The 21481-nt window shown below is 73.4% G+C and carries 19 protein-coding genes; 6 read left to right on the forward strand and 13 right to left on the reverse strand.

Features of this window, described 5'->3' with window-relative positions:
• The first annotated feature begins 18 nt into the window (after positions 1 to 18).
• Positions 19 to 654: a GntR family transcriptional regulator gene (locus tag ACOJV7_RS14855; protein WP_420190996.1), complete on the forward strand. Its 636-nt coding sequence runs from the start codon at positions 19 to 21 to the stop codon at positions 652 to 654.
• Here the strand turns inward: ACOJV7_RS14855 and ACOJV7_RS14860 are convergent.
• Together ACOJV7_RS14860 and ACOJV7_RS14865 are read right to left on the reverse strand one after the other, a co-directional pair.
• The gene (locus ACOJV7_RS14860; RefSeq protein ID WP_420190997.1) at positions 648 to 1361 is read right to left on the reverse strand and encodes a transporter substrate-binding domain-containing protein; all 714 of its coding nucleotides are present in this window, start codon (positions 1359 to 1361) and stop codon (positions 648 to 650) included. The two genes, ACOJV7_RS14855 and ACOJV7_RS14860, sit on opposite strands and share 7 nt — an antisense overlap.
• Positions 1358 to 1915, reverse strand: a complete 558-nt coding sequence (locus ACOJV7_RS14865; RefSeq protein WP_420190998.1) for a hypothetical protein — start codon at positions 1913 to 1915, stop codon at positions 1358 to 1360. Before ACOJV7_RS14865 ends, ACOJV7_RS14860 begins: the two co-directional genes overlap by 4 nt.
• 156 nt (positions 1916 to 2071) lie before the next feature.
• Here ACOJV7_RS14865 and ACOJV7_RS14870 point away from each other — a divergent pair, with 156 nt between their 5' ends.
• The gene (locus ACOJV7_RS14870; protein ID WP_420190999.1) at positions 2072 to 3319 is read left to right on the forward strand and encodes a hypothetical protein; all 1248 of its coding nucleotides are present in this window, start codon (positions 2072 to 2074) and stop codon (positions 3317 to 3319) included.
• A 40-nt stretch (positions 3320 to 3359) separates the two neighbouring features.
• On the opposite strand, the gene ACOJV7_RS14875 is transcribed toward ACOJV7_RS14870, so the two are convergent.
• Entirely contained in the window at positions 3360 to 3686 is a 327-nt protein-coding gene (locus ACOJV7_RS14875) for a hypothetical protein (protein WP_420191000.1), read from the reverse strand.
• A gap of 65 nt (positions 3687 to 3751) precedes the next feature.
• Here ACOJV7_RS14875 and ACOJV7_RS14880 point away from each other — a divergent pair, with 65 nt between their 5' ends.
• Together ACOJV7_RS14880 and ACOJV7_RS14885 are read left to right on the forward strand one after the other, a co-directional pair.
• A complete protein-coding gene (locus ACOJV7_RS14880) occupies positions 3752 to 4180 on the forward strand; it encodes a hypothetical protein (protein ID WP_420191001.1) in 429 nt (142 codons plus the stop codon).
• Position 4181: 1 nt separating this feature from the next.
• A complete protein-coding gene (locus tag ACOJV7_RS14885; protein WP_420191002.1) occupies positions 4182 to 4616 on the forward strand; it encodes a YbaB/EbfC family nucleoid-associated protein in 435 nt (144 codons plus the stop codon).
• 87 nt (positions 4617 to 4703) lie between these two features.
• Here the strand turns inward: ACOJV7_RS14885 and ligA are convergent, their stop codons facing one another.
• From ligA to ACOJV7_RS14920, 7 genes are all read right to left on the reverse strand, one after another.
• Positions 4704 to 6875 carry an NAD-dependent DNA ligase LigA gene (gene ligA / locus ACOJV7_RS14890; RefSeq protein WP_420191003.1) on the reverse strand — a complete coding sequence of 724 codons (2172 nt, stop codon included), beginning with the start codon at positions 6873 to 6875 and terminating at the stop codon, positions 4704 to 4706.
• 62 nt (positions 6876 to 6937) lie between these two features.
• Complete coding sequence (locus tag ACOJV7_RS14895; protein WP_420191004.1) at positions 6938 to 8278, reverse strand: nucleotide disphospho-sugar-binding domain-containing protein; 1341 nt, start codon at positions 8276 to 8278, stop codon at positions 6938 to 6940.
• Positions 8275 to 10179: a glycosyltransferase gene (locus tag ACOJV7_RS14900; protein ID WP_420191005.1), complete on the reverse strand. Its 1905-nt coding sequence runs from the start codon at positions 10177 to 10179 to the stop codon at positions 8275 to 8277. Before ACOJV7_RS14900 ends, ACOJV7_RS14895 begins: the two co-directional genes overlap by 4 nt.
• A gap of 99 nt (positions 10180 to 10278) precedes the next feature.
• Positions 10279 to 11121, reverse strand: coding sequence for a xanthine dehydrogenase accessory protein XdhC (gene xdhC / locus ACOJV7_RS14905; RefSeq protein ID WP_420191006.1), 843 nt, complete (start codon positions 11119 to 11121; stop codon positions 10279 to 10281).
• Positions 11122 to 11123: 2 nt separating this feature from the next.
• The gene (xdhB, locus tag ACOJV7_RS14910; protein WP_420191007.1) at positions 11124 to 13568 is read right to left on the reverse strand and encodes a xanthine dehydrogenase molybdopterin binding subunit; all 2445 of its coding nucleotides are present in this window, start codon (positions 13566 to 13568) and stop codon (positions 11124 to 11126) included.
• Entirely contained in the window at positions 13565 to 15085 is a 1521-nt protein-coding gene (locus ACOJV7_RS14915) for a xanthine dehydrogenase small subunit (protein ID WP_420191008.1), read from the reverse strand. Before ACOJV7_RS14915 ends, xdhB begins: the two co-directional genes overlap by 4 nt.
• 62 nt (positions 15086 to 15147) lie before the next feature.
• A complete protein-coding gene (locus ACOJV7_RS14920) occupies positions 15148 to 15615 on the reverse strand; it encodes a DinB family protein (RefSeq protein WP_420191009.1) in 468 nt (155 codons plus the stop codon).
• A gap of 91 nt (positions 15616 to 15706) precedes the next feature.
• Between ACOJV7_RS14920 and ACOJV7_RS14925 the strand changes: the two genes are divergently transcribed.
• Positions 15707 to 17218 carry a long-chain-fatty-acid--CoA ligase gene (locus ACOJV7_RS14925; RefSeq protein ID WP_420191010.1) on the forward strand — a complete coding sequence of 504 codons (1512 nt, stop codon included), beginning with the start codon at positions 15707 to 15709 and terminating at the stop codon, positions 17216 to 17218.
• Between the two features lie 105 nt (positions 17219 to 17323).
• Here the strand turns inward: ACOJV7_RS14925 and ACOJV7_RS14930 are convergent, their stop codons facing one another.
• The 3 genes from ACOJV7_RS14930 to ACOJV7_RS14940 are packed head-to-tail and all read right to left on the reverse strand — an operon-like array spanning position 17324 to position 19970.
• The gene (locus ACOJV7_RS14930; protein WP_420191011.1) at positions 17324 to 18331 is read right to left on the reverse strand and encodes a DMT family transporter; all 1008 of its coding nucleotides are present in this window, start codon (positions 18329 to 18331) and stop codon (positions 17324 to 17326) included.
• Entirely contained in the window at positions 18331 to 19332 is a 1002-nt protein-coding gene (locus tag ACOJV7_RS14935; protein WP_420191012.1) for a uroporphyrinogen decarboxylase/cobalamine-independent methonine synthase family protein, read from the reverse strand. The genes ACOJV7_RS14930 and ACOJV7_RS14935 overlap by 1 nt, the downstream gene beginning before the upstream one ends.
• Positions 19329 to 19970, reverse strand: a complete 642-nt coding sequence (locus ACOJV7_RS14940) for a pyridoxamine 5'-phosphate oxidase family protein (protein WP_420191013.1) — start codon at positions 19968 to 19970, stop codon at positions 19329 to 19331. Before ACOJV7_RS14940 ends, ACOJV7_RS14935 begins: the two co-directional genes overlap by 4 nt.
• A gap of 79 nt (positions 19971 to 20049) precedes the next feature.
• Between ACOJV7_RS14940 and pdxR the strand changes: the two genes are divergently transcribed.
• Entirely contained in the window at positions 20050 to 21468 is a 1419-nt protein-coding gene (pdxR, locus tag ACOJV7_RS14945) for a MocR-like pyridoxine biosynthesis transcription factor PdxR (RefSeq protein ID WP_420191014.1), read from the forward strand.
• The last annotated feature ends 13 nt before the right edge of the window (positions 21469 to 21481 follow it).

Genomic DNA, 21481 nt, shown 5'->3' on the forward strand with positions numbered 1-21481 from the left:
TGGGATATCGTTATAACCATGACGAAGAGCGAAGCCGCGTACGCCGTGCTGCGCGAGCGCATCCTCGCCGGCGACCTCGCTCCCGGCCGGGTGCTCCAGCAGCGCGAGCTCGCCGTCGAGCTGGGCATCTCGACCACTCCGTTGCGCGAGGCGCTGCGTCGGCTGCTCACCGAGGGGCTCGTCGAGCTCGACTCCCACAGGGACGCGCGGATCCCCGAGCTGCGTGCGGAGCAGGCCCGCGACCTGCTCGAGCTCCGCTCGGCGCTCGACCCTCTCGCCGCCTCCCTCGCCGCCGAGAGGCGCACCTCCGACGACCTCGCCCGGATGCGCGCGGCCCTTGATGAGCTCGAACCGCTCGCGCAGGACCCCGACGCCGAGCACCTCGCGGCGCACCGCGCCTTCCACCGCGCCATCCACGCCGCGTCACACAACGCCCTGCTGGTCGCCTCGCTCGAGCAGCTCTGGGACCAGTCGGACCGCTACCGCCGGTTCGCGCTCTCCGACGGCGAGGGACCGCTCCCCCACAAGGCCGAGGAGCACCGTGCCCTCGTCGACGCCATCGCCGACCGCGACGCCGAGACTGCGGCGTCCGTCATGCGCGCGCACATCGGCACGAGCCTGGGCGCGCGGGCGGTGCGACGGCTGGGTCAGTGACCGCCGGCGGGAGCAGCGAGTCCCGGGTCCTGCCCGTGGCGGGCCAGCGCCTCCGCCACCCATTCGCTGTCGATGAGCTCGTCGACGACCTCCCGCACCCACGCGACGGTCGCGTCCTCGTGGCGGCGTGACACGGCCACCGCTTGCGGGATCTGCATGAACGCGCCGTCGAGCACGCGCAGCCCGGGGTGGGCGGCGACGTAGGCGGCGATCGGCTGCGCCACTCCGGCGGCGACCTCGAGCCCTTGCTCCTCGAAGACGTCGACGCCGTCGGCGCCGCGCACGATCTCGGCCGACGTGATCTCGCGGGTGAGGTGGAGGTCGTAGGCCGATCCCGTCTTGACCCCGATCCGTATGCCGTCCCGGTCCACCTCGTCGGCCGAGCGCAGCGGCGAGTCGTCGCGGACGGCATACGCGCCCTCGATGAGGACGTAGGGCGAGGTGAAGGCGAGCTCCTCCGCGCGGACCGGGTCGACCGCGAGGAAGCAGACGTCGGCCTCGCCGTCGCGCACGGCGTCGACCGACTTGCGCGCGGCGTCCCAGAGGACGAGCTCGACGGGGATCCCGAGCCGGCGGCCGAGCTCGTGCGCGATGTCGACGCTGATGCCCGCCGGCGACTCGGAGGAGCCATTGGTGAGCACCGCGTTGCCGAGGTTGATCGAGGCGCGCAGCGCGCCGGTCGGGGCGAGGTCGAGGGGGCCGGTCACGTCCCGATGCTCTCATCCGCGAGCGCCAGGGCGGTCGGCTCGTCGCGGACGATCTCGGGACGCCGGGTGGCCCAGTGCGCGAGCACGGCCCGCGTGCCGTCCCAGTCGGCCTCGCCACGCGGGACGCGGGCCACGAGACCCGCGTCCCCGGCGAGCACCTCGAACCGCTCGGGACGACTGGCGGCGTTGACCGGTCCGCCCTGCGGAACCCAGCGGACCTGCGTGACGCGGGCGAGGTCGAAGCGCCCTCGCGAGAAGGGGGCCTGGACGCCCTCGGCGTCGAGCACGGTGCGGTAGGTGAGGACGACGCGGATCGCCGGCGGGATGGCGACGAGCAGGACCGCCACGACGCCCCAGCCGATGACGGCCCCGAAGACGCCGAGGCCCGACCCACGCACCGGGGCCATCCAGTCCCGCTCGTGCACGGCGAGCGCCACCGGCGTGACGAAGAGGAGCCACGTGGCGGCGAGAAGCGGGGGCCCGAGCCACCTCACCCACGTCGGGGGCCGCACCACGACCGGTGCGGGGAGTCCTCCCCATTGAGCGTCCGTCACCGCCTCAGTATCGTCTGGTCGGCGAGGGGGCGCACACCGAGAGGGTGTGGCCGGAGGGACCCAGAAGAGAGAGCGCGGATGACATTTCACGTCGACACGGAGCAGATCCGGAGTCACGCGACGACGGTCGGGAGCATCCAGAGCAGCCTCGGCCTCATGAGCGACGCCGGAGCACCGGACGCCGAGGCCTACGGCGAGCTGCTCAAGCTCCTCGGCCTGCCGGGCGCCGTGTCGGACTCCGTGGACACGGTGTGGGACGCCATCAACACCTCGCACACGGGCACCGGCCAGGTCGAGTCGGGGCTCGAGCACATGGCCAACCGCTACGACGCCGACGACGACATGGCCGCCTTCATGCTCCGTCCGAGCGTGCCCGTCCTGTCCGCGCCCTCGTCCGGTGGAGGTCATGGTGGCGGTGGCGGTGCGAGCATCCAGCAGGCTCCGTTCGCGGCCGTCCCCGACGAGCGCAGCGCCCTCGCCGGTGCCGGCATCCTCGACAGCGGCTCGTCGGTCATCTCGAACCTCTGCGAGGGCAACTGGGTCGACGCCGCCCTCTCCGGCGTCTCCACCGTCCTCGACGCCGCGGCGACCGCCGCCGACCCCCTCGGCTCGCTCCTCGCCGCAGGCATCGGCTGGGCCATCGACCACCTCAACCCCATCAAGGACTGGTTCGACGACGTCACGGGCAACCCCGAGTCGGTCTCGGCCAAGGCCGAGAGCTGGGACAACATCGCCCAGGGCCTCGACTCGCTGCCCCAGACCTGGCGGCACTCGCTCAACTCGCTCTCGTGGATGACGGGCGACGCCATCTCGTCCTACAAGGCGCAGGCAGACGTGCGCATCACCACCCTGCGCCGGCTCAAGGGCAGCAGCGACGGTGCGGCCGCGGCGATGGACCGGGTGGCCTTCATCGTCACCTTCGTCCACAACTTCCTGCGCGACGTCCTCGCCTCGCTCGTCGGCGCGATCCTCAGCTGGGTCGCCGAGACCGTGCTCTCGCTCGGCACGCTCATCCCGTGGGTCATCAGCCAGATCGGCACCCGCATCGCGTCGGTCGTCGGCAAGTGCTCGCGCTACATCACCGGCCTCACGAGGTCGGGCACGCAGCTCGCGTCACTGCTGCGTTCGCTCAAGGGCTTCGGCGACGACATCCTGCGGCTGCTCAACAGGATCACGCCGAACCCCAACCTCTACACGCCGAGGCACGCAGGAGCGCCGGGCGCCCCCGTCCCCGTCGGCCCGTGGCGACCGCCGGACGGCTGGACACCGCCACGGGGGCAGCACGCCAACACGCCGTGGGACAACCTCGCCGACATCCCGCCGAACCTGCCGTGGCGCGACGGGGCCGTCAACTCGACCAACGAGTCTGTCAAGAACGCCACTCCGGACCCCGAGGAGGACTGACGCCACGGGGCGACGAGCCTCAGTCAGCGGTCAGCGGACGTCAGTGGCTGAGGATGTAGGCGAGGTCGCGGATCGGCAGGTAGGACAGCATCGCGATGACGGCGACCCAGATGGCGTAGCGGACGGCGAGCCCGGTCGTCGTGCGGCGCTCGGGGACGGGCGCGCGGAACGCCGAGAACCACCGGTGCTGCGCCATGAACGTCCAACGCCCGTTGGGCTTCCGCTCGAACGGCAGCCAGGCGTTGCCTGCCTGCACCGCCCGCACGGCGTGGAAGGCGAAGGGGAGGGCGAAGAGCGCCCACACCGTCCCGAAGAGCGCGAGAGAGTACCAGAAGATCGTCAGCGATCCCCCCGGAGCCGGCTCCATGCACGGACCTCTCGTGTCGACGACCTCCGGCGGACCTCCCGCCGCGCTGATGTCAGGATGATGCCATGAGCTCCGACGACATCGCGCAGCAGATCCTTGCGCGGATCCAGGCCCAGACGACGGAGGCCCAGGAGCGGCCCGCCCAGGTCGAGCGCTGGCGCGACGAGGTGCTGGTCACGACCGGGCGTGGGACCGCCGCCGCCGGCCGGGTCGTCGCCGAGGTCGACCTGCAGGGCGTGCTCACCGGGCTGGCCGTGAGCGACATCGTCGCCGCGCGAGGTGGCCGCGTGGCCGGGCCCGCGGTGCTCGCCGCCATCACGGCGGCGCACGAGGACGTCAAGGCCAAGGTCGGCGCCTCGTCCGCACGGATGTGGGGAGCGGACACCCCGACGACGAACGCGCTGGCCGCCGAGGTCCGCGCCGACAACCCCTCGCTCCACCCCTCCGACGACACTCCTCCCGCGGCCCGCCCGCGCACCGAAGGGACCTGGTGACGTGACGAACCTCGACCCGCACCTCTTCGAGGACACGCCCCTCGCCTCCGGCGACCTCGCCCGCCTCATGGAGCAGGCCCAGGCGGCCTTCCGCTGGCGCGCCGAGGTCGACCGGCTCACCGGAAGCGGCGAGGCCGACGGCGTGTCCGCGTCGGTGACCGGCGGCGGCGCGGTCTCCCAGCTCGACGTGAGCGACGCGGCCTGCGCGGACGGCGGCGAGGAGCTGAGCCGACGCGTCATCGCCGCGGTGCGCGCCGCGCAGGACGACCTCGCCGAGCAGATCCGGCGGTCCGCAACGCTGACCTTCGGCGAGGACTCGGCGCAGGCCCGCACGGTGACCGAGGGCAGCCTGCAGCGCTTCGGCCGCTCGGCCTCGGTCATCGAGACCGACTTCGGCGACTCCGTCCAGTGGGGCGACGGGCGCGACCGCCGCTGACACCACCTGCCGCCCCGACCGGGGTGCGACAGCGAACTCACCCGGCCGGGACGCCCCAACGTCCTGCGCGGCCGGAGGCGGGTCGCCTCAGCCCTCGCCCGGCTCGTCCGCCGGCTCCGCAGCACCGGTCTCGAGCAGGGTGACGAACCCGGCCTCGTCGAGGATCGTCAGCCCGAGGTCGCGCGCCCTGGTCTCCTTGGACCCGGCGCCGGGGCCGACGACGACGTAGTCGGTCTTCTTCGACACCGAGCCCGACGCCTTGCCGCCCCGGCCGAGGATCGCCTCCTTGGCCTCGTCGCGGCTGAACCCCTCGAGCGATCCGGTGACGACGACGGTGAGCCCGGCGAGGGTCTGCTCGACCGACTCGTCGCGCTCGTCCTCCATGCGGACGCCGTCGGCGGCCCACTGGTCGACGATCGCGCAGTGCCACTCGTTGCCCTCGCGGTCGAACCAGTCGCGCACCGACTCGGCGATGACGCCGCCGACGCCCTCGACGCCCGAGAGCTCCTCGACGCTCGCCGCGCGGATCGCCGCCATCGAGCCGAAGTGCTGTGCGAGGGCACGGGCGGCGGTCGGTCCGACGTGCCGGATGGAGAGCCCGACGAGGACGCGCCACAGCGGCTGCGACTTCGCCGACTCGAGGTTGGCGACGAGCTTGGCGCCGTTGGCCGAGAGCACGCGCCCGTCCACCACCGACTCCGGCGGGTCGGTCTTCTTCGCCGCCCGGGTGTAGAGCGGCACCCGTGCGATGTCCTTTGCGCCGAGCCCGAAGAGGGTCGACTCGTCGGTGAGCACCCCCGACTCGAGCAGCGCGACCGAGCCCTCCCAGCCGAGCGCCTCGATGTCGAAGGCGCCCCGACCGGCGAGGCCCGAGAGCCGCTCGCGCAGCTGGGCCGGGCACGAGCGGCTGTTGGGACAGCGGATGTCCTTGTCGCCCTCCTTCTCGGGGGCGAGCGGCGTGTCGCAGGCCGGGCACTCGGTCGGCATGACGAACTCGCGCTCGCTGCCGTCGCGCAGGTCGACGACCGGGCCGAGGATCTCGGGGATGACGTCGCCCGCCTTGCGCAGGACGACGGTGTCTCCGATGAGCACGCCCTTGCGGACGACCTCGGTGGCGTTGTGCAGCGTCGCGCGCTCGACGGTCGAGCCGGCGACGACGACCGGCTCCATGACGCCGAACGGCGTGACCCGCCCGGTCCGTCCGACGTTGACCTGGATGTCCAGGAGCGTGGTGTTGACCTCCTCGGGAGGGTACTTGTAGGCGATCGCCCACCGCGGGGCGCGCGAGGTCGCACCGAGCTGGCGCTGCACGGCGATCTCGTCCACCTTGACCACGACGCCGTCGATCTCGTGCTCGACGTCGTGGCGGTGCTCCCCCGTCGAGACGATGAAGGCGTTGACCTCCTCGATCGTGTCGACGACGCGGTAGTGGCTCGAGACCGGCATACCCCACGCGCGCAGCGCGTCGTAGGCCTCACTCTGACGGGTGAGCTCGAAGCCCTCGCGCCTGCCGAGGCCGTGGACGAGCATCCGCAGGTCGCGGGTCGCCGTGACCCGCGGGTCCTTCTGGCGTAGCGACCCGGCGGCGGTGTTGCGCGGGTTGGCGTAGGGCGGCTTGCCCGCCTCGACGAGCTGGGCGTTGAGCTCGCCGAACGCCTCGATCGGGAAGTAGACCTCCCCGCGCACCTCGACGAGGTCGGGCACGGGGTGGTCGTCGGTCCCCTTGAGCTCGGTCGGTATGCCGTGCACCGTGCGGACGTTGAGCGTCACGTCCTCGCCGGTGCGGCCGTCGCCGCGGGTGAGGGCCCGGGTGAGACGGCCCTTCTCGTAGAGCAGGTTGACCGCGAGGCCGTCGATCTTGAGCTCGCACAGGTAGTGGAAGCGGGTGCCGGCGTCACGCGTGACCCGCGCGTTCCACTCGGTCATCTCCGCGGGCGAGAAGGCGTTGTCGAGGCTGAGCATCCGCTCCAGGTGGTCGACCGCCTGGAAGTCGGTGGAGAAGATCGCGCCGCCGACGGACTGCGTCGGGCTTTCGGGCGTGCGCAGCGAGGGGAACTCCTCCTCGAGCGCGTTGAGTCGCTTCATGAGCGCGTCGTACTCGCCGTCGCTGATCGTCGGCGCGTCCTTGACGTGGTAGGCGAACTGGTGGGCGGCCGCCTGCTCGGCAAGGTCGGTCCACTCGTGGCGGGCCTCCTCGGGCACCTCTGCGGCGGGCTCGCCGTTCACCTCGATCTCGTCGGTCACGTCGCTCTCGCTCACGCGCCCATCCTGCCGCAGGACACCGACAGGCGCGGTCCGTGACTGGCGGTCGTTCCCCGAGGTCAGCGACCCGTCGTCGCGACGACGTCGGCCGCCGGACCGGCCGCCCCTGTCACGGCTCGGTACGCGCGCTGAGCACCAGGCGTGCGGTTGAGGTCCGCCGACAGCCGCGAGAGCCGCGACGCCGCCTCCGGGGCGAGGTGGAGCAGGCGACGGGCGGCGTGGCGCAGATCGTCGACGGTGGCGCCGTTGGGGTCATGGGCCTCCCCCAGCCCGGCCTCCTCGAGCGCCGCCGCTCCCGCGAACTGGTCCGTCGAGAGCGGCAGGAGCAGCATCGGCACCCCGGCCGCCATCGCCTCCGTCACGCTGTTGTTGCCCCCGTGCGACACCGCGAGCGCGGCCCGGCCGAGCAGGGTCACCTGCGGGAGCTCCGGGCGCACGAGCCACGACGGCGGGAGGGGTCCGAGCTCCTCGCGAGGAGTCGACCCGGATGCGAGGGCGACCCGGACGTCGAGGCCGGCGAGCGCCTCGGCGATGCGTGCCAGCACGTCGCCTCGGACCGAGAGGAAGCTGCCGAGGCTGACGTAGGCCACCGGCGCGTCGTCCCGGGCCAGCCAGTCCTCGACCTCCGCGTCGGGCTCCTCGGTCCGCACCGACGAGCCGAGGAAGGCGTGGTGGGGCAGCAGGGCAGTGCGCTCCGGCGGGTGGAGCTCGGCCGGGTAGTTGAGGAGCAGCACGTCGCCGGTCTCGGCGAACGCGTCCTCGCTGGCTGTCGCCGACGGATCGAGGGCCGACAGGACCGCGTTCCACTGGTCGGTGAACGCGTCGCGCACGATCTCGCACCGGCGACGGAGGTGGGCGAGGGCGTCGAGGTCGGGCTGCAGCCGGTTGGGCCACGCCGGTGGGAGGCCGTAGACCTCGTCACCCACCGTGAGGGCGGAGGGATGCCCGAGCACGACGTCCGCGTGGCTCACCCCGGTGCCCGAGAGGCCGAGGCGGGCGCCGAAGGCGAGGTGGTCGACGACGACGTGGTCGGGGCCGACGCGCTCGACGACATCGCGGACGTCGCGGGCCACCCTCAGCGGCTCCCACAGGAGGTCGTTGCCGCGGGCGTCGGCCTGGAAGGTGAGGGTCGGCACGGCCCCGCGCCGCGTCGCCTCGAAGAACCCGCGCAGGGCGTCGTCCTCACCGCGAGGCTGGTCCTCTGCCCGGATCACCCCGGGGTTGGAGCCCCGGCCGAGCCGGAGGTCCTCGCGCTCGAACCCGAACCGGCGCACGATCGCGTCCGTGGCGGGACCGGTGGCGACGACGACGCGATCCCCGGCGTCGGCCCACGCGGTGGCGAGCGTCGCCAGTGGCAGCAGGTGCGAGGCGTAGTCGGGGCTGATGACGAGCAGCGTCACGGCGCGACCTTGGCATAGACACCGGCGAGCGACGCAGCCATCGTCGCGATGCCGAAGTCGCGGGCGACGGCGTCCCGCACCTTCTCGGCACGCACCGGGGCGTCCGGTGACGAGGCCAGGTCCAGCGCGGACCCGACGGCCTCGGCGAGCAGAGCCGGCGACGTCGTGTCGACGAGCAGCCCGGTCACGCCGTCCTCGACGTAGGTCGCCGGACCGCCGTCGTGCGGCGCGACGACGACCAGGCCCGACGCCAGGGCCTCGAGGATGGCGATGCCGAACTCCTCCTTGAGGCTCGCCGAGACATAGACACCGCCCGGGGCGCTGAGCCCGGGGCGGCCGAACCGCACCGCGGCGAGCCACGCGGCGACGACGCCGTTCGGACGGTGGCCGGCGAGCAGCAGTCCCCGTTCGGCGGCTGTGCCGCGGGGCAGGACCTCGTCGATGCGGTCGAGCTGCTCGGCCTCGTCGCTCGAGGGGTCACCGAGGTCTCCGCCGACGACGAGCAGGTTGCACCGCTGAGCGGCCGGCGAGCTCGCCCAGGCCTCGACGAGCGTGGCCATGCCCTTGACGCGGTGCAGCCGGCCGACCGTGACCGCGAGGGGCAGGTCGCGACGCTCGGGCGGGAGCTGACCGAGGAGGTCGTCGAGCTCGATGAGCGCCCGGCGCACCGGTCCACCGACCTCCTCCTCCGACACACCCGCGACACCGTCGGCGGCCGCCGCCACCTCGGCGACGGCCCGGTCGAGAGGCTCGAGGTCGATGCCCTCCGGGACGACGACCACCGACTGCTCGTCCGGGTCGACGTGGAGCAGCGTGCGCAGGTCGTGCTCGAACCGGGGGCGGGGGAACGCGACGAGGCCCGCCGCTCCGGCGGCGAGGTCGCGCAGCAGCCGGACCCTGAAGACGAGGTGCTCGACGTGGTCGGCGTCGCCGAAGGTCGCGCGGGTGAGGGCACCCGAGGCCTCGCGGGCGGCGATGAGCGCGTGCGGATCGGGCGCGAGCGTGAGCACGGTGGGGATGCCGAGCTCGAGCGCCACCTCGGCAGCGGCCCACGAGCCCACGTCGGCCATCCGCAGGTGGAGCACGTCGACCGGCCCCGCGGCCCGCAGGGCGCGACGCAGCCCAAGACGGACCTCGCCGTGCAGCGGCCAGGCGTCGGCCGCGGACCGGACCGGCCCCGTCAGCGGGACCCCGAGGTAGTGGTGCCCCGGCGCCGAGACGTCGTCGGGCACACCCGCATCGTCACCGTGGCGCCGCGACAGCGTGAGCACCCGCTCGACCCGGGGGTCGGCGGCGAGGGCGTCGCCGAGGTGCACGAGCAGGGTGGCGATGCCGCCGGTGTCTCCTTTGCCGCTCTGCAGGAGGCTGCCGTCGACGTCGGCGTGGAGGAAGAGCTGGGCGACCGTGAGGCCGGACCGATCGCCGTCCGAACGCGTCGGCGGCCACGTGTCGTCGCGCCGCACGGGTCCTTCGACCGACCAGCCGTCCTCGGCCTCACCGAAGCCCCAGGCCTCGAGCGTCGACTCGGCGAGCACGCCCCCGAAGCCGCCCTCACGGAGCAGCTCGTGCAGCGGTTCCACGGCGTCCGCCAGCGGCCGGCCCGAGCGCAGCGCCCACGCGGCGTGCTCGCGCAGGTGGCCGACCCGCGAGTGCAGCAGCGGCACCACGAGCGCAGAGGCGAGGGCAGGTCCCCCGGCCCCGGCTGCATGCACGGCGACGATCGCGGTCACCTGGTCGGTCTCGTCGCCGATGGCGTCGGCGAGCGCGGGCACCGCCGCCTCCGCGTCACCGGTGACGGCCCGCGACACCTCGTCGACGAGCCCGAGCGCGTCGAGGATCGAGGGCGCCGCTCGGACCTCGTCGAGCATGGAGAGCGTCGGCCCGGTGCAGGTGGTGGTCACGGCCCCATGCTAGGGGAAACATTGGACAAACCTTGTACAGGCCTTCGGGCTCTTCGACGTATGCCGCGTGGCCGGCATACCTTTCACCTCACGTCACGCTCAGCGCGAGGTGCGGGACTCCTCGGGAGCCGAGGGAGCCCGGTCTCGACTCCACCGGAGGAGGAGGTCGGCGGCCACCCCCACGGCGATCGTCGCCGGCTCCTTGCCGACAAGGCCGGGCAGGCCGATCGGTGTCGTGACACGGGCAAGGTCGTCGTCGCCGAACCCGCCCTCGGTCGCGAGGCGGTGGCGCAGCCGGGCCCATTTGGCGCGCGAGCCGATGAGTCCGATCTCACCGATGCCGCTGGTCCGCAGGGCGGCGTCGACGATCGCGGCGTCCTCGGCATGGTCGTGGGTCATGACGAGGACGTGGGCGCCGGCCGGCAGCTCGCCGAGGACGAGCTCGGGCAGGACCGGCACCCGGTGGACGTGGACCCGCGCGTCGGCGTCGGCAAGCGGCGCGAGCGCCTCCTCGGTGAGGGCCTCGGGGCGGGTGTCGACGAGGTGGAGGTCGAGATCGTGCCGGGCGAGGATGCGGGCGAGCTCGTGACCGACGTGCCCCACCCCGAAGATCGCGACGACGGGAGGGACTCCCACAGGCTCGAGCAGGACGTTCACCTCCCCACCACAGCACTGCATGCCGTGCTCGAACGGCGCCTTGTCCGACAGCGACGACGTGAACGACTCGGGCGAGCGCCGACCCTCCGTGAGCATCTCGCGTGCCCGGGCGACGGCGACCCCCTCGAGGTTGCCGCCGCCGATGGTGTCCCAGGACCGCGTGCGGCCCACGACCATCTTGGCGCCGGCCTCGCGTGGTGCGTGGCCGCGCACCGACGCCACGGTGACGAGGACGCCCGGCTCCCGGTTCGTCCGGAGCTGCTCGAGGGCTCGGAGCCAGCGCACGGTCAGGCCTGCGCGAGGTCGTCGACGGCGGCCTCGGACTCGGGGCGCCGGAGGGGCGCGTCGGGGTCGGGCAGCGGCGGGGTCGGCCCGGCCCCCGGGTCCACGCCGCCGTCGGGCTCGGCACCGGCACGGGCCTCCTGCAGCGCCCAGAAGACCGCCTCCGGGGTGGCGGGACTCGGGAGGTCGACGCTCGTCCCCGGAGGGCCGAAGGCGGCGCACGCCTGGCGCAGGGCCTCCCTCACCGACAGGGCGAGCATGAGCGGCGGCTCGCCGACGGCCTTCGAGCCGTAGACCGCGCCCTCCTCGTGGGCGCGCTCGAGCAGCGCGACGTTGAGCACCTCCGGCAGGTCGGCGATGCTCGGGAGCTTGTAGGTGCTCGCCGAGGAGGTCGCGAGCCGTCCGCGCTGCCCCCCGTCGCCGGTGTCCCAGCGCAGGTCCTCGAGGGTGAGCCAGCCGGCGCCCTGGACGAACCCGCCCTCGATCTGGCCGATGTCGACGAGCGGCGAGAGGCTGTCGCCGACGTCGTGGACGATGTCGACCCGCAGGGTGCGATGCATCCCGGTGAAGGCGTCGACCTCCACCTCGGTCGCGGCGACGCCGTGGGCGAAGTACTTGAAGGGGCTGCCGCGCATGACGGTCGAGTCCCAGTGCAGACCCTCGGTCCGGTAGTAGCCGGCGGCGGAGAGCTGGACGCGCGCGAAGTAGGCCGTGTGCACGAGATCGGCCCAGGTGAGCGTCTCGTCGGTCCCCGCCGCCGAGACGACCCCGTCGACGACGGCGACGTCCTGGGCGGGCACCCCGAGCCGCTCCCCCGCGACGACGACGAGCCGCTCGAGGATCTGCTCGCACGCGTCCTTGACCGCGCCGCCGTTGAGGTCGGCGCCCGACGACGCCGCGGTGGCGGACGTGTTGGGCACCTTGTCCGTGCGCGTCGGCGCGAGCCGCACCGTGCGCAGCGGCACCCCGAGGGTCGTGGCCGCGACCTGGAGCATCTTCGTGTGCAGCCCCTGGCCCATCTCGGTGCCGCCGTGGTTCACGAGGACCGACCCGTCCTTGTAGACGTGGACGAGGGCGCCGGCCTGGTTGAAGGCGGTGAGGTTGAACGAGATCCCGAACTTCACCGGGGTGAGGGCCAGGCCCCGCCTCGCGTGCTCGTGGGTGGCGTTGAACTCCTCGACCTCGGCGCGGCGGCGGTCGAGCTCGGCGTCGACCGTCACCTGCTCCCACGCCCGTTCGAGGCGTTCCGACTGGGTGATGACCTGGCCGTAGTGGGTGGTCTGGCCGTCGGCATAGAAGTTGCGGCGCCGCACCTCGTGCGGCGCGATGCCGAGCAGGGGCGCACACCGGCCCAGGATGTCCTCGACGACGAGCATTCCCTGCGGTCCGCCGAAGCCGCGGAAGGCGGTCTGCGACGTCTTGTGGGTCCGGGCCACGCGCCCGGTGACCCTCATGTCGGGGATCCAGTAGGCGTTGTCGACGTGGCACAGGGCCCGGGCGAGCACCGGCTCGGACAGGTCGAGGCTCCAGCCGCCGTCGGAGGTGAGGGTCGCGTCGAGCGCGAGGAGGTGGCCCTCGTCGTCGAAGCCGACCCGCCACCGCGCGTGGAACCCGTGGCGCTTGCCCGACATCGTGAGGTCCTGGGTCCGGTTGAGCCGCAGGCGGACCGGCCGTCCGGTGAGCCGCGCGCCGAGCGCGGCGACGGCCGCGAACCCGTGCGGCTGCATCTCCTTGCCGCCGAACCCGCCGCCCATCCGCAGGCACTGCACCGTGACCTCGGAGCTCTGCAGCCCGAGCACGTGGGCGACGATCTCCTGCGTCTCGGTCGGGTGCTGGGTGCTGCTCTCGACGAAGACCCGTCCGTCGTCCTCGACCCGTGCAAGGGCGGCATGGGTCTCGAGGTAGAAGTGCTCCTGGCCCGCCATCTCGGTCTCGCCGTGGAAGACGTGCGCCGCGCCCGCCAGGGCCGTCTGCGCGTCACCGCGCTGCACCGTCGGCTGCGCTCCCTGGAAGCTCTCGGCGGCGATGGCCTCCGCGAGGGTGAGGGTGGACGGGAGCACGTCGTAGTCGACCTCGACCGCGAGGGCACCACGGCGGGCGGCCTCCGCACTCTCGCCGAGGACCCAGCAGACGGCGTGGCCGTGGAAGCAGACCTCGGTCGGGAAGAGCGGCTCGTCGCCCTTGGTGCCGGCGTCGTTGGTGCCCGGCACGTCCTCGGCGGTGAGCACACGGACGACGCCGGGGACCTCCAGGGCGGGTGCGGTCCGCAGCGCCGTGACGAGGGCGTGCGCGTGCGGCGCCTGGACCGGCCACGCGTGGAGCACGCCCTTGGTCCGGGGGTGCAGGTCGTCGGTGTAGAGCGCCCGGCCGGTGACGTGCAGGTCGGCGGACTCGTGTGGCAGCGGGCGTCCGACGACCGCGCCGTCGGGGCGCTCCGAGAGGCGGCTCACGGCCGGCCGTCCGCGTTCGGGGACCGGCCGGCATACAACCGCAGGAGCGACTGGCCGAGCATCGCGCTGCGGTAACGGGCGCTCGCGCGATGGTCCGAGAGCGGCGTCCCCTCGGTGGCGAGCACGGCGGCGGCCTCGTCGACCGTGGCGCGCGTCCACGGCTTGCCGGTGAGCGCCGCCTCCGTGCGCAGGGCCCGCAGCGGGGTGGGCGCCACCCCGCCGAGGCCGATCCGCACGCGCGCCACCTCCCCGTCGACGAGGTCCAGGGCAACGGCGACCGCGACGCTGGAGATGTCGTCGACGCGGCGCTTGGCCACCTTGTGGAACGCGCTGATACCCGCCAAGGGCAACGGGACCCGCACCTCACGAATGAGCTCACCGGGCCGGCGGACGCTCATTCGGTAGCCGGTGAAGTAGTCGGAGAGAGTCACGACCCGCTCCCCCTCGGCGCTCGTGAGCACCAGCGCCGCGTCGAGGGCGAGGAGGGCGGGCGCGGCGTCCCCGATGGGTGACGCGGTGCCGAGGTTGCCGCCGAACGTGGCGCCGTTGCGGATGAGGGGCGAGGCGAACTGCGGGAAGAGCTGCGTCAGCAGCGGCACCCGGCCGGCGAGCCCACGCTCGACCTCGGTGAGTGTGAGCCCGGCGCCGATCCGGACCTCGGACTCGCCCACCTCGAGACCGCGCAGCTCGGGCAGCCGGTCGACGGCGACGAGCAGCGGTGGCCGCGCGCCCTTGAGGTTGACGTCGACCCCGAGGTCGGTGGAGCCGGCGAGGAGGACCGCGTCCGGGCGGGCAGCCAGGAGCTCCAGCGCCTCTGCCAGGTCGGCAGGCCGCAGGAGCTCGGCTCCGTCGGCGTGGAGGTGAGTGTGTCGCGCGGGGGTCGGGGCCGAGCGGCGCCGCGCGGCCAGCGGGTCGGACGCATCGGGGGCGCCGAGGGCCCAGGCCGCGTCGCGGATCGGCCGGTAGCCCGTGCAGCGGCACAAGTTGCCCGAGATCGCGTGCAGGTCGAAGCCGTTGGGGCCGCAGGAGACGGCGCCCTCGACGGTCGAGCCCACTCCCTCGCCGGCGCCGGTGTCGCCGCTGTCCTGGCTGACCTCGGCGACGCGGTCGGGACGATAGAACTCGGCGGCCATCGCGCAGATGAACCCCGGTGTGCAGTAGCCGCACTGCGAGCCGCCGCGCTCGGCCAGCTCGCGCTGGACGGGGTGCAGCCGACCGGGTTCGCCGAGCCCTTCGACGGTGACGACCTCCTGGCCGTCGAGGGCGGCGACCGGGACGAGGCAGGAGTTGATCGCGACCCAGTCGGTTCCCGTCCCCTCGGCGGACGGGCGGGCGACGAGGACTGCGCACGCGCCGCACTCCCCCTCCGCGCACCCCTCCTTGGCGCCGGTGAGGCCCCGGTCGCGCAGCCAGTCGAGCGTCGTCGTGTGCGGCGTGGCGTGGTCGCCCAGCGGCACCGGCGTGCCGTTGACGGTGAGGGAGGCCGCCCCGGCCTCCGTGGGCGCCGTGGTCGTCATGATCGCCGATCCTAGTTCGCGACGCCGGTCCGGACCCCGGCTTCGCCACGCACCCCAGTCGGTCAGCGTGCCTCGGTGTCGGAGAGGAGCACGTCCCGCGTCACCTCGAGCTGGCCGAGGTGCTGGGCGAGCTCCTCGTAGACGTGGAGCAGGACGTCACCCTGCGTCGCGTATGCCGTGCCGTCCCGGTCCGTGGGCGGGTTGACCGGCGCTTCGGTCGGGTTGCAGGCGAGCACGTCCTCGTGGAGACGGGTCCGCCCGGCCTCGAGCAGCGCGAGCGCCTCCTCGACCGTCCCGCTCGCCGTGAACTCGGCGTCGCGGTCACGCGGCACGACGATGCCGCGGTTGACCGTGCGGCCCCAGCGGCCCATGACGCCGACGACGTGCGCGACGAGGGCGAACGCCGAGTTCGATCCCGCGAAGCCGGGGGCGACCGCGTTGACCCGGGAGTCGCCCAGCTCACGGGTGAGGACGGCATACGCGTCGAGGGCGGCGTCGCAGAAGTCGAGGTAGGAGTCGCGGGTGATCACGCTCAGGAGTCTTTCAGGCTGCGCTCTCCCCACGCGACGGTGCGGCGGACCACAATGGCCGACGACCCCGTCACGGCAAAGGAGCCAGCCCATGGGCAGCGCAGAGTCCAACCTCGTATCGCACCTCGTCCGCACCGCCACGTCGAGCCCGGACCGCCCGGCGCTCAAGGTCGAAGGGCAGGACGTCACCTACGGCCAGCTCCATGGCATGGCGGCGAAGCTCGCAGGAGCGTTGCGCGCCAACGGGATCGAGCCCGGAGACCGGGTCGCGCTCATCCTGCCGAACGTGCCGGCGTTCCCCGTCGCGTTCTTCGGGACCCTCCTCGCGGGCGGTGTCGTCGTCCCCATGAACCCGCTGCTCAAGGCGGGCGAGATCGACTTCTTCTTCACGAACTCCGGCGCCAAGGTCGCCTTCGTCTGGCCCGACTTCGTCGACGAGGCGACCAAGGGCGCCGCCAACTCGGGCACGACCATCGTCCCGTGCGGTCCGTTGGGCCCGGTCGAGGGCTCGTTCGAGGGCGGCGAGCCGATCGCCGAGCCCACCGAGCGCGAGGGCGACGACACCGCGATCATCCTCTACACGTCCGGCACGACCGGCCGGCCCAAGGGCGCCGAGCTCACCCACGACAACGTCTCGCTCAACGCGATGCGCTGCGCCGAGGTCATCCAGCAGATCACCCCCGACGACGTCATCATGGGCTGCCTGCCCCTCTTCCACGTCTTCGGGCTCGTCGTCGGGCTCAACGCCGCCGTCCGGGTCGGCGCCTCGCTCGCGCTCATCCCGCGCTTCGACCCGGCGGCCGCCATCAAGGTCATCGGCGACGAGAAGGTCACCGTCATGCAGGGCGTCCCCACGATGTATGCCGCGATCCTCAACCACCCCGACTCCGACTCGCTCGACGCCTCGTCGCTGCGCACCTGCGCCTCCGGTGGCTCGGCGATGCCGCTCGAGGTGATGAAGGCCTTCGAGGAGAAGTTCGGCTGCGTCATCCTCGAGGGCTACGGCCTGTCCGAGACCTCGCCGGTCGCGTCGTTCAACATGCCCGACCGCGAGCGCAAGCCCGGCACCATCGGCCTGGCCATCCCCGGCTGCGAGATGCGCATCGTCGACCTCGACGGCGAGGAGGTGGCCAACGGAGAGGTGGGCGAGATCGTCATCCGCGGCGACAACGTCATGAAGGGCTACTGGGACAACCCGCAGGCGACGGCCGAGGCCATCCCCGACGGCTGGTTCCGCACCGGCGACCTCGCGACCCGTGACGACGAGGGCTACTTCACCATCGTCGACCGCAAGAAGGACATGATCCTGCGCGGCGGGATGAACGTCTACCCGCGCGAGGTCGAGGAGGTCATCTACCAGCACCCCGACGTCCTCGAGGTCGCCGTCGTCGCCATCCCCGACGACCTCCTCGGCGAGCAGGTCGGTGCCGGGGTCGCGCTTCGCGAGGGATCGACGGCGACGCCGGAGGACATCATCGCCTTCACCAAGGAGCGGATCGCCGCCTACAAGTACCCCCGCCAGGTGTGGCTGCTCGACGAGCTCCCCAAGGGTCCGACGGGCAAGATCCTCCGGCGCGAGGTCAAGGCCCCGAGCACGACCTGACGAGCGTCCCGGGCGAGGTCCGCCCGCGCCGGGTGTCGGGGATCCGGGGCCACGATCACGTGCGTGGCCCCGGATCTCCGACACCGGAGGGCGGCAGGCTGCGGGTCAGGCGGGCCGACCGGCCGGTGCCACCTCCGGTTGCGGCGTCGCCACCCGTCGCGCCGGGGCGTTGATGACGGCAGCCGCCGCGAGGACGATGACGAACCCGACGACCTCCCACACGCCGAGCGCCTCACCGAGGACGAGCACGCCGAGCAGCACCGAGACGATGGGGATGAGGTACGTGATCGTCGAGCCGACGACCGGCCCGGCGCCGCGGACGACGTCGAACTGGAGGATGTAGGCCGCACCGGTGCCGACGATGCCGAGCGCGAGGATGCAGAGCAGCGGCAGCCACGCCCACCCGCCGCCGTCGCTGCCCGCCTCGATCGTCGACGTGCCGAGCCGCGCGGTGTCGTAGGCCCAGATCGACCCAATGCCGCCCGGCTGCAGCGCTCCCCAGACGAGGGTCACCGGCAGCATGAGCAGGCATCCCATGAGGAGGGTCGCCGCCGGTTGGCTCAGCCCGCCGAGGTCGGCGCGCGCGAGGAAGCGGCGGTTGTAGGTCCAGCCCAGGCCGTAGCAGACGCCGCCGGCCAGGGCCATGCCGAAGCCGACGAGGTCGGGCCGGGCCGAGGTCCACGGCTGCATGATCGTCACGACACCGAGGAAGCCGATGACGACCGCGACGACCTTGGGGCGGGTCGCACGGGCACCGGGCAGGAAGGCCATGGTCGCGAGCACGGTGGCTATCGGCGTCGTGGCGTTGCCGATGCCGGCGAGGGCCGAGCTGACGCGCGTCTCGGAGAGCGCGAAGAGCGTGAACGGGATCGTCCCGAGCAGCAGGCCGGTGACGACGAGGTGCCCCCACACCCACCGCTCGCGCGGCAGCGAGCCGCCGCGCATCCACAGCAGCGTGAGGATGGTCGCCGCGCCGGTGACGAGGCGCAGCGCCGCGATCTGCACCGCCGAGAGCGACTCGAGCCCGACCTTCATGAGGAGGAAGCTCGAGCCCCAGATGAGGACGAGCGCGAGATACTTCGCCTGCCACGGGACCCTGGGCGCGGGTGACATCAGTCCTGCTCCTTCTCGGTGAGCTCGCGGGCGGTGGCGACCGCCACCCGTGAAACGTCGACGGCCCCCCGGGGTGTGAGTGCGGGCAGCCCGCAGGCCGGAGTCACGGTGACGTCGGCGAGGGTCGCGGCCGGCAGCCCGACTCGGGCGAACCCGTCGACGACCCGGGCCGTCGCGGTCCGGACGGCGTCGGCGGCGGACGCCGGTGCCGTCGTCGGCACGACCCCCGCCCAGAGCCGGGTCCCGGCCTCGACCACGCCCGCGACCTGCTCCCAGCGCTGCGGGGAGGCCTCGGTGAGGTCGAGCGCGACAGCGGTGACCCCGGTCGACGCGAGCACCTCGACCGGTGCGGCCGGGTGGCACGAGTGCAGGACGACGTCACCGTCGTGCGCCTCGCGCACCTCCCGTATGCCGTTCGCCACCTCGACGCGGTCGACCGCCCGCAGCCGGCCGTAGCCGGAGGCGGTGGGCAGCTCGCCGCGGAGCACGGCGACGACCGACGGCTCGTCGACCTGCACGGTGAGGACGGCGCCGGGCACGAGGCGCTGCACCTCGGCGACGTGCCGGCGCAGCCCCTCGGCGAGCGAGGCGACGAGGTCGCGTCGGGCGCCCTCGTCGGTGATCGAGCGCTCCCCACGGTTGAGCTCGATCGACGCCGCGAGGGTCCAGGGCCCGGCGATCTGGATCTTGAGCGGGCCGGCATACCCGTCGTAGGCCTCGGCGAGCTCGTCGAGGTCCTGGCGCATGAGCGATCGCGCGCGGGCGTGGTCGCGGCCCGGCCGGTCGGTGAAGCGCCAGCCCGACGGCTGGAGGTCGACGGCGAGGTCCGCGAGCAGCACCGCGGACCGGCCGATGACGTCGGATCCCGGCCCGCGGGCGGGCAGCTCTGGGAGGTAGGGCAGGCCGAGGCCGTCGGCGTCGGTGAGCAGGTCGCGCACCGTGACGACGGCCTCGCGTGCGGACTCCCCCGGCCAGGAGCCGACTCCCGATACGTGTGTCACGCGAGAACTCTCGCACCCGCGAAGTCACGCACCGACGCGGGGACCTCGGCCGCGACGGAGGTCGGAGCGGCCTGCGGCGCGAGCGCCACGGTGCGCAGCTCGACGACCCCGTGCCAGGCGTCGGTCTCCTGGTCCGGAGGACTCGCGGTGCCCGTGCGCGTCTTGGCGAGAAACGCGCCCTCGGTGATCGGCAGGGACATGACGAGGGTCTTGGCCATCTCCTGCCGGGTCATCGGGCGCACCTCGGTGGTGCGGCCGGGCAGGATCCGCTCGGACAGGGTGTCGAGGGCGGCCGCGCGCTCGTCGTCGGGCAGCGGGGAGAGGTGCCCGTGCACGACGGCCGAGCGGTAGTTCGCCGAGGAGTCGAAGGTCGTGTGGCCCACCACGAGCGCGTCGACGGCGATGACCGCGAGGGCGGCTGGAGCGCCCGCGGCGACATGGCGCAAAGCGCCCGCACCGGTGCTGCCGTGGAGCAGGATGCGGTCGCCCTGCCGCGCGAAGAGCATCGGCACGACCCACGGCCGGCCGTCGACGACCGTGCTGAGGGTGCCGGCGAGCACGTCGTCGAGGATGGCGTCGAGGACGGCGCGCTCGGTGCTGCCGCGCTCCTTGTGCCGGTGCAGGGCGAGATGGCTCATGCGCACTATCGTCGGCGAGAAGTGGACCTCTATCCAGAACCACTATCACCAATGGTGCAGGACCAGTATGGTGCCGGGCATGCCCCGCTCCGCCCGCTCGGTCGACCTGCCGCTCGTCCTCGACGACGGCGACCGCCCGCTTCGCCACCGGATCGCCGACGCCCTCGTCACCCAGCTGCGGGAGGGACGCCTGCGCCCGGGCGACCCGCTCCCCTCGACACGCGTCCTCGCCTCCGAGCTCCGGGTCTCGCGCGGTCCGGTCGTCGCGGCCTACGACGAGCTCGCGTCGGCCGGCTTCATCGAGACGCGCGCCGGCTCGGGGGCCGCGATCGCCCCGGGTGCCGACCGGGCGGCCCGCGCCGGCGCCCTCTCGTCGGTCGAGCCGATGGCTCCCTGTCGCCCTGCACCCTCCCGGCCTGCGCGCGCCGAGGTGCGGCACGACCTGCGTCCGGGCCGGCCCGACATCGGCTTCCTCGACCGCACCGCCTGGCGGCGGGCGTGGCGGCACGCGGCTTCGCTCGTGCCGACGAACGACCTCGACAGCGGCCCGGCGCACACCCGTCTGCGGACGGTCCTCGCCGACCACATCCGACGCAGCCGGGGCATCGCCGTCGACCCCGACGACCTCCTCGTCACCCCCGGTGTGAGCGCGACCGTCCAGGCGCTCCCCGAGGCGCTCGGCCTGCGCGGCCGCAGTGTCGCCGTCGAGGACCCTGGCTACGTCGAGGCGTGGACGGCGTTCTCCGACAGTGGATGCCGCGTGCGGGCCCTGCCTGTCGACGACGACGGTCTCGACCCGGCGATGCTGCGCCGCACCGACGCCGCCGTCTACGTCACGCCCTCGCACCAGTACCCCCTCGGCGCGCGCATGCCGGTCGTGCGACGGACCGCGCTGCTCGACTGGGCGAGGAGCGCCGACGCGGTCGTCATCGAGGATGACTACGACGGCGAGTTCCGCTACGACGTCTCTCCGCTGCCCGCCCTGCGGTCGCTCGAAGGCGCCGACGACCACGTCCTCTACATGGGGACGGCGTCCAAGATCCTCGTGCCGACCCTGCGCGTCTCGTGGCTCGCGCCGCCACGCCATCTGCGCGACCGGATCCGGACCGAGCTCGAGCGGCGGGGGCTGCTCGTCAACGAGATGACCGGCGAGGCGGTCGCGGAGTTCATCGCCAGCGGGTCGCTCGCAGCCCACCACGCCCGCGCCGCCCGGACCTACGCCGCCCGCCGCGCCCGGCTCGTCGACGCCCTCTCCCACCACCTCCCCCACCACCGGCTCAGCGGCGTCGACGCCGGCCTCCACCTCGTCCTCCTCCTCGGCGACGACGTCGACGACCACGAGGTCGCGATGTCGCTGCTGCGCCACGGCGTCGCGGTCAACCCGCTCTCGGCCTACGCCGTCGAGTCGCACCGGCGCGGTCTCGTCATCGGGTATGCCGGCCTGCCCGAGTCCCGCGCCGACCTCGCCGTCCGGGCCCTCGCCCGCGGTCTCACCTGACCTTCCGGGCCGG

The sequence above is a fragment of the Knoellia tibetensis genome, from assembly GCF_048606415.1.
In the GTDB taxonomy this organism is placed as follows: Bacteria; Actinomycetota; Actinomycetes; order Actinomycetales; family Dermatophilaceae; genus Knoellia; species Knoellia tibetensis.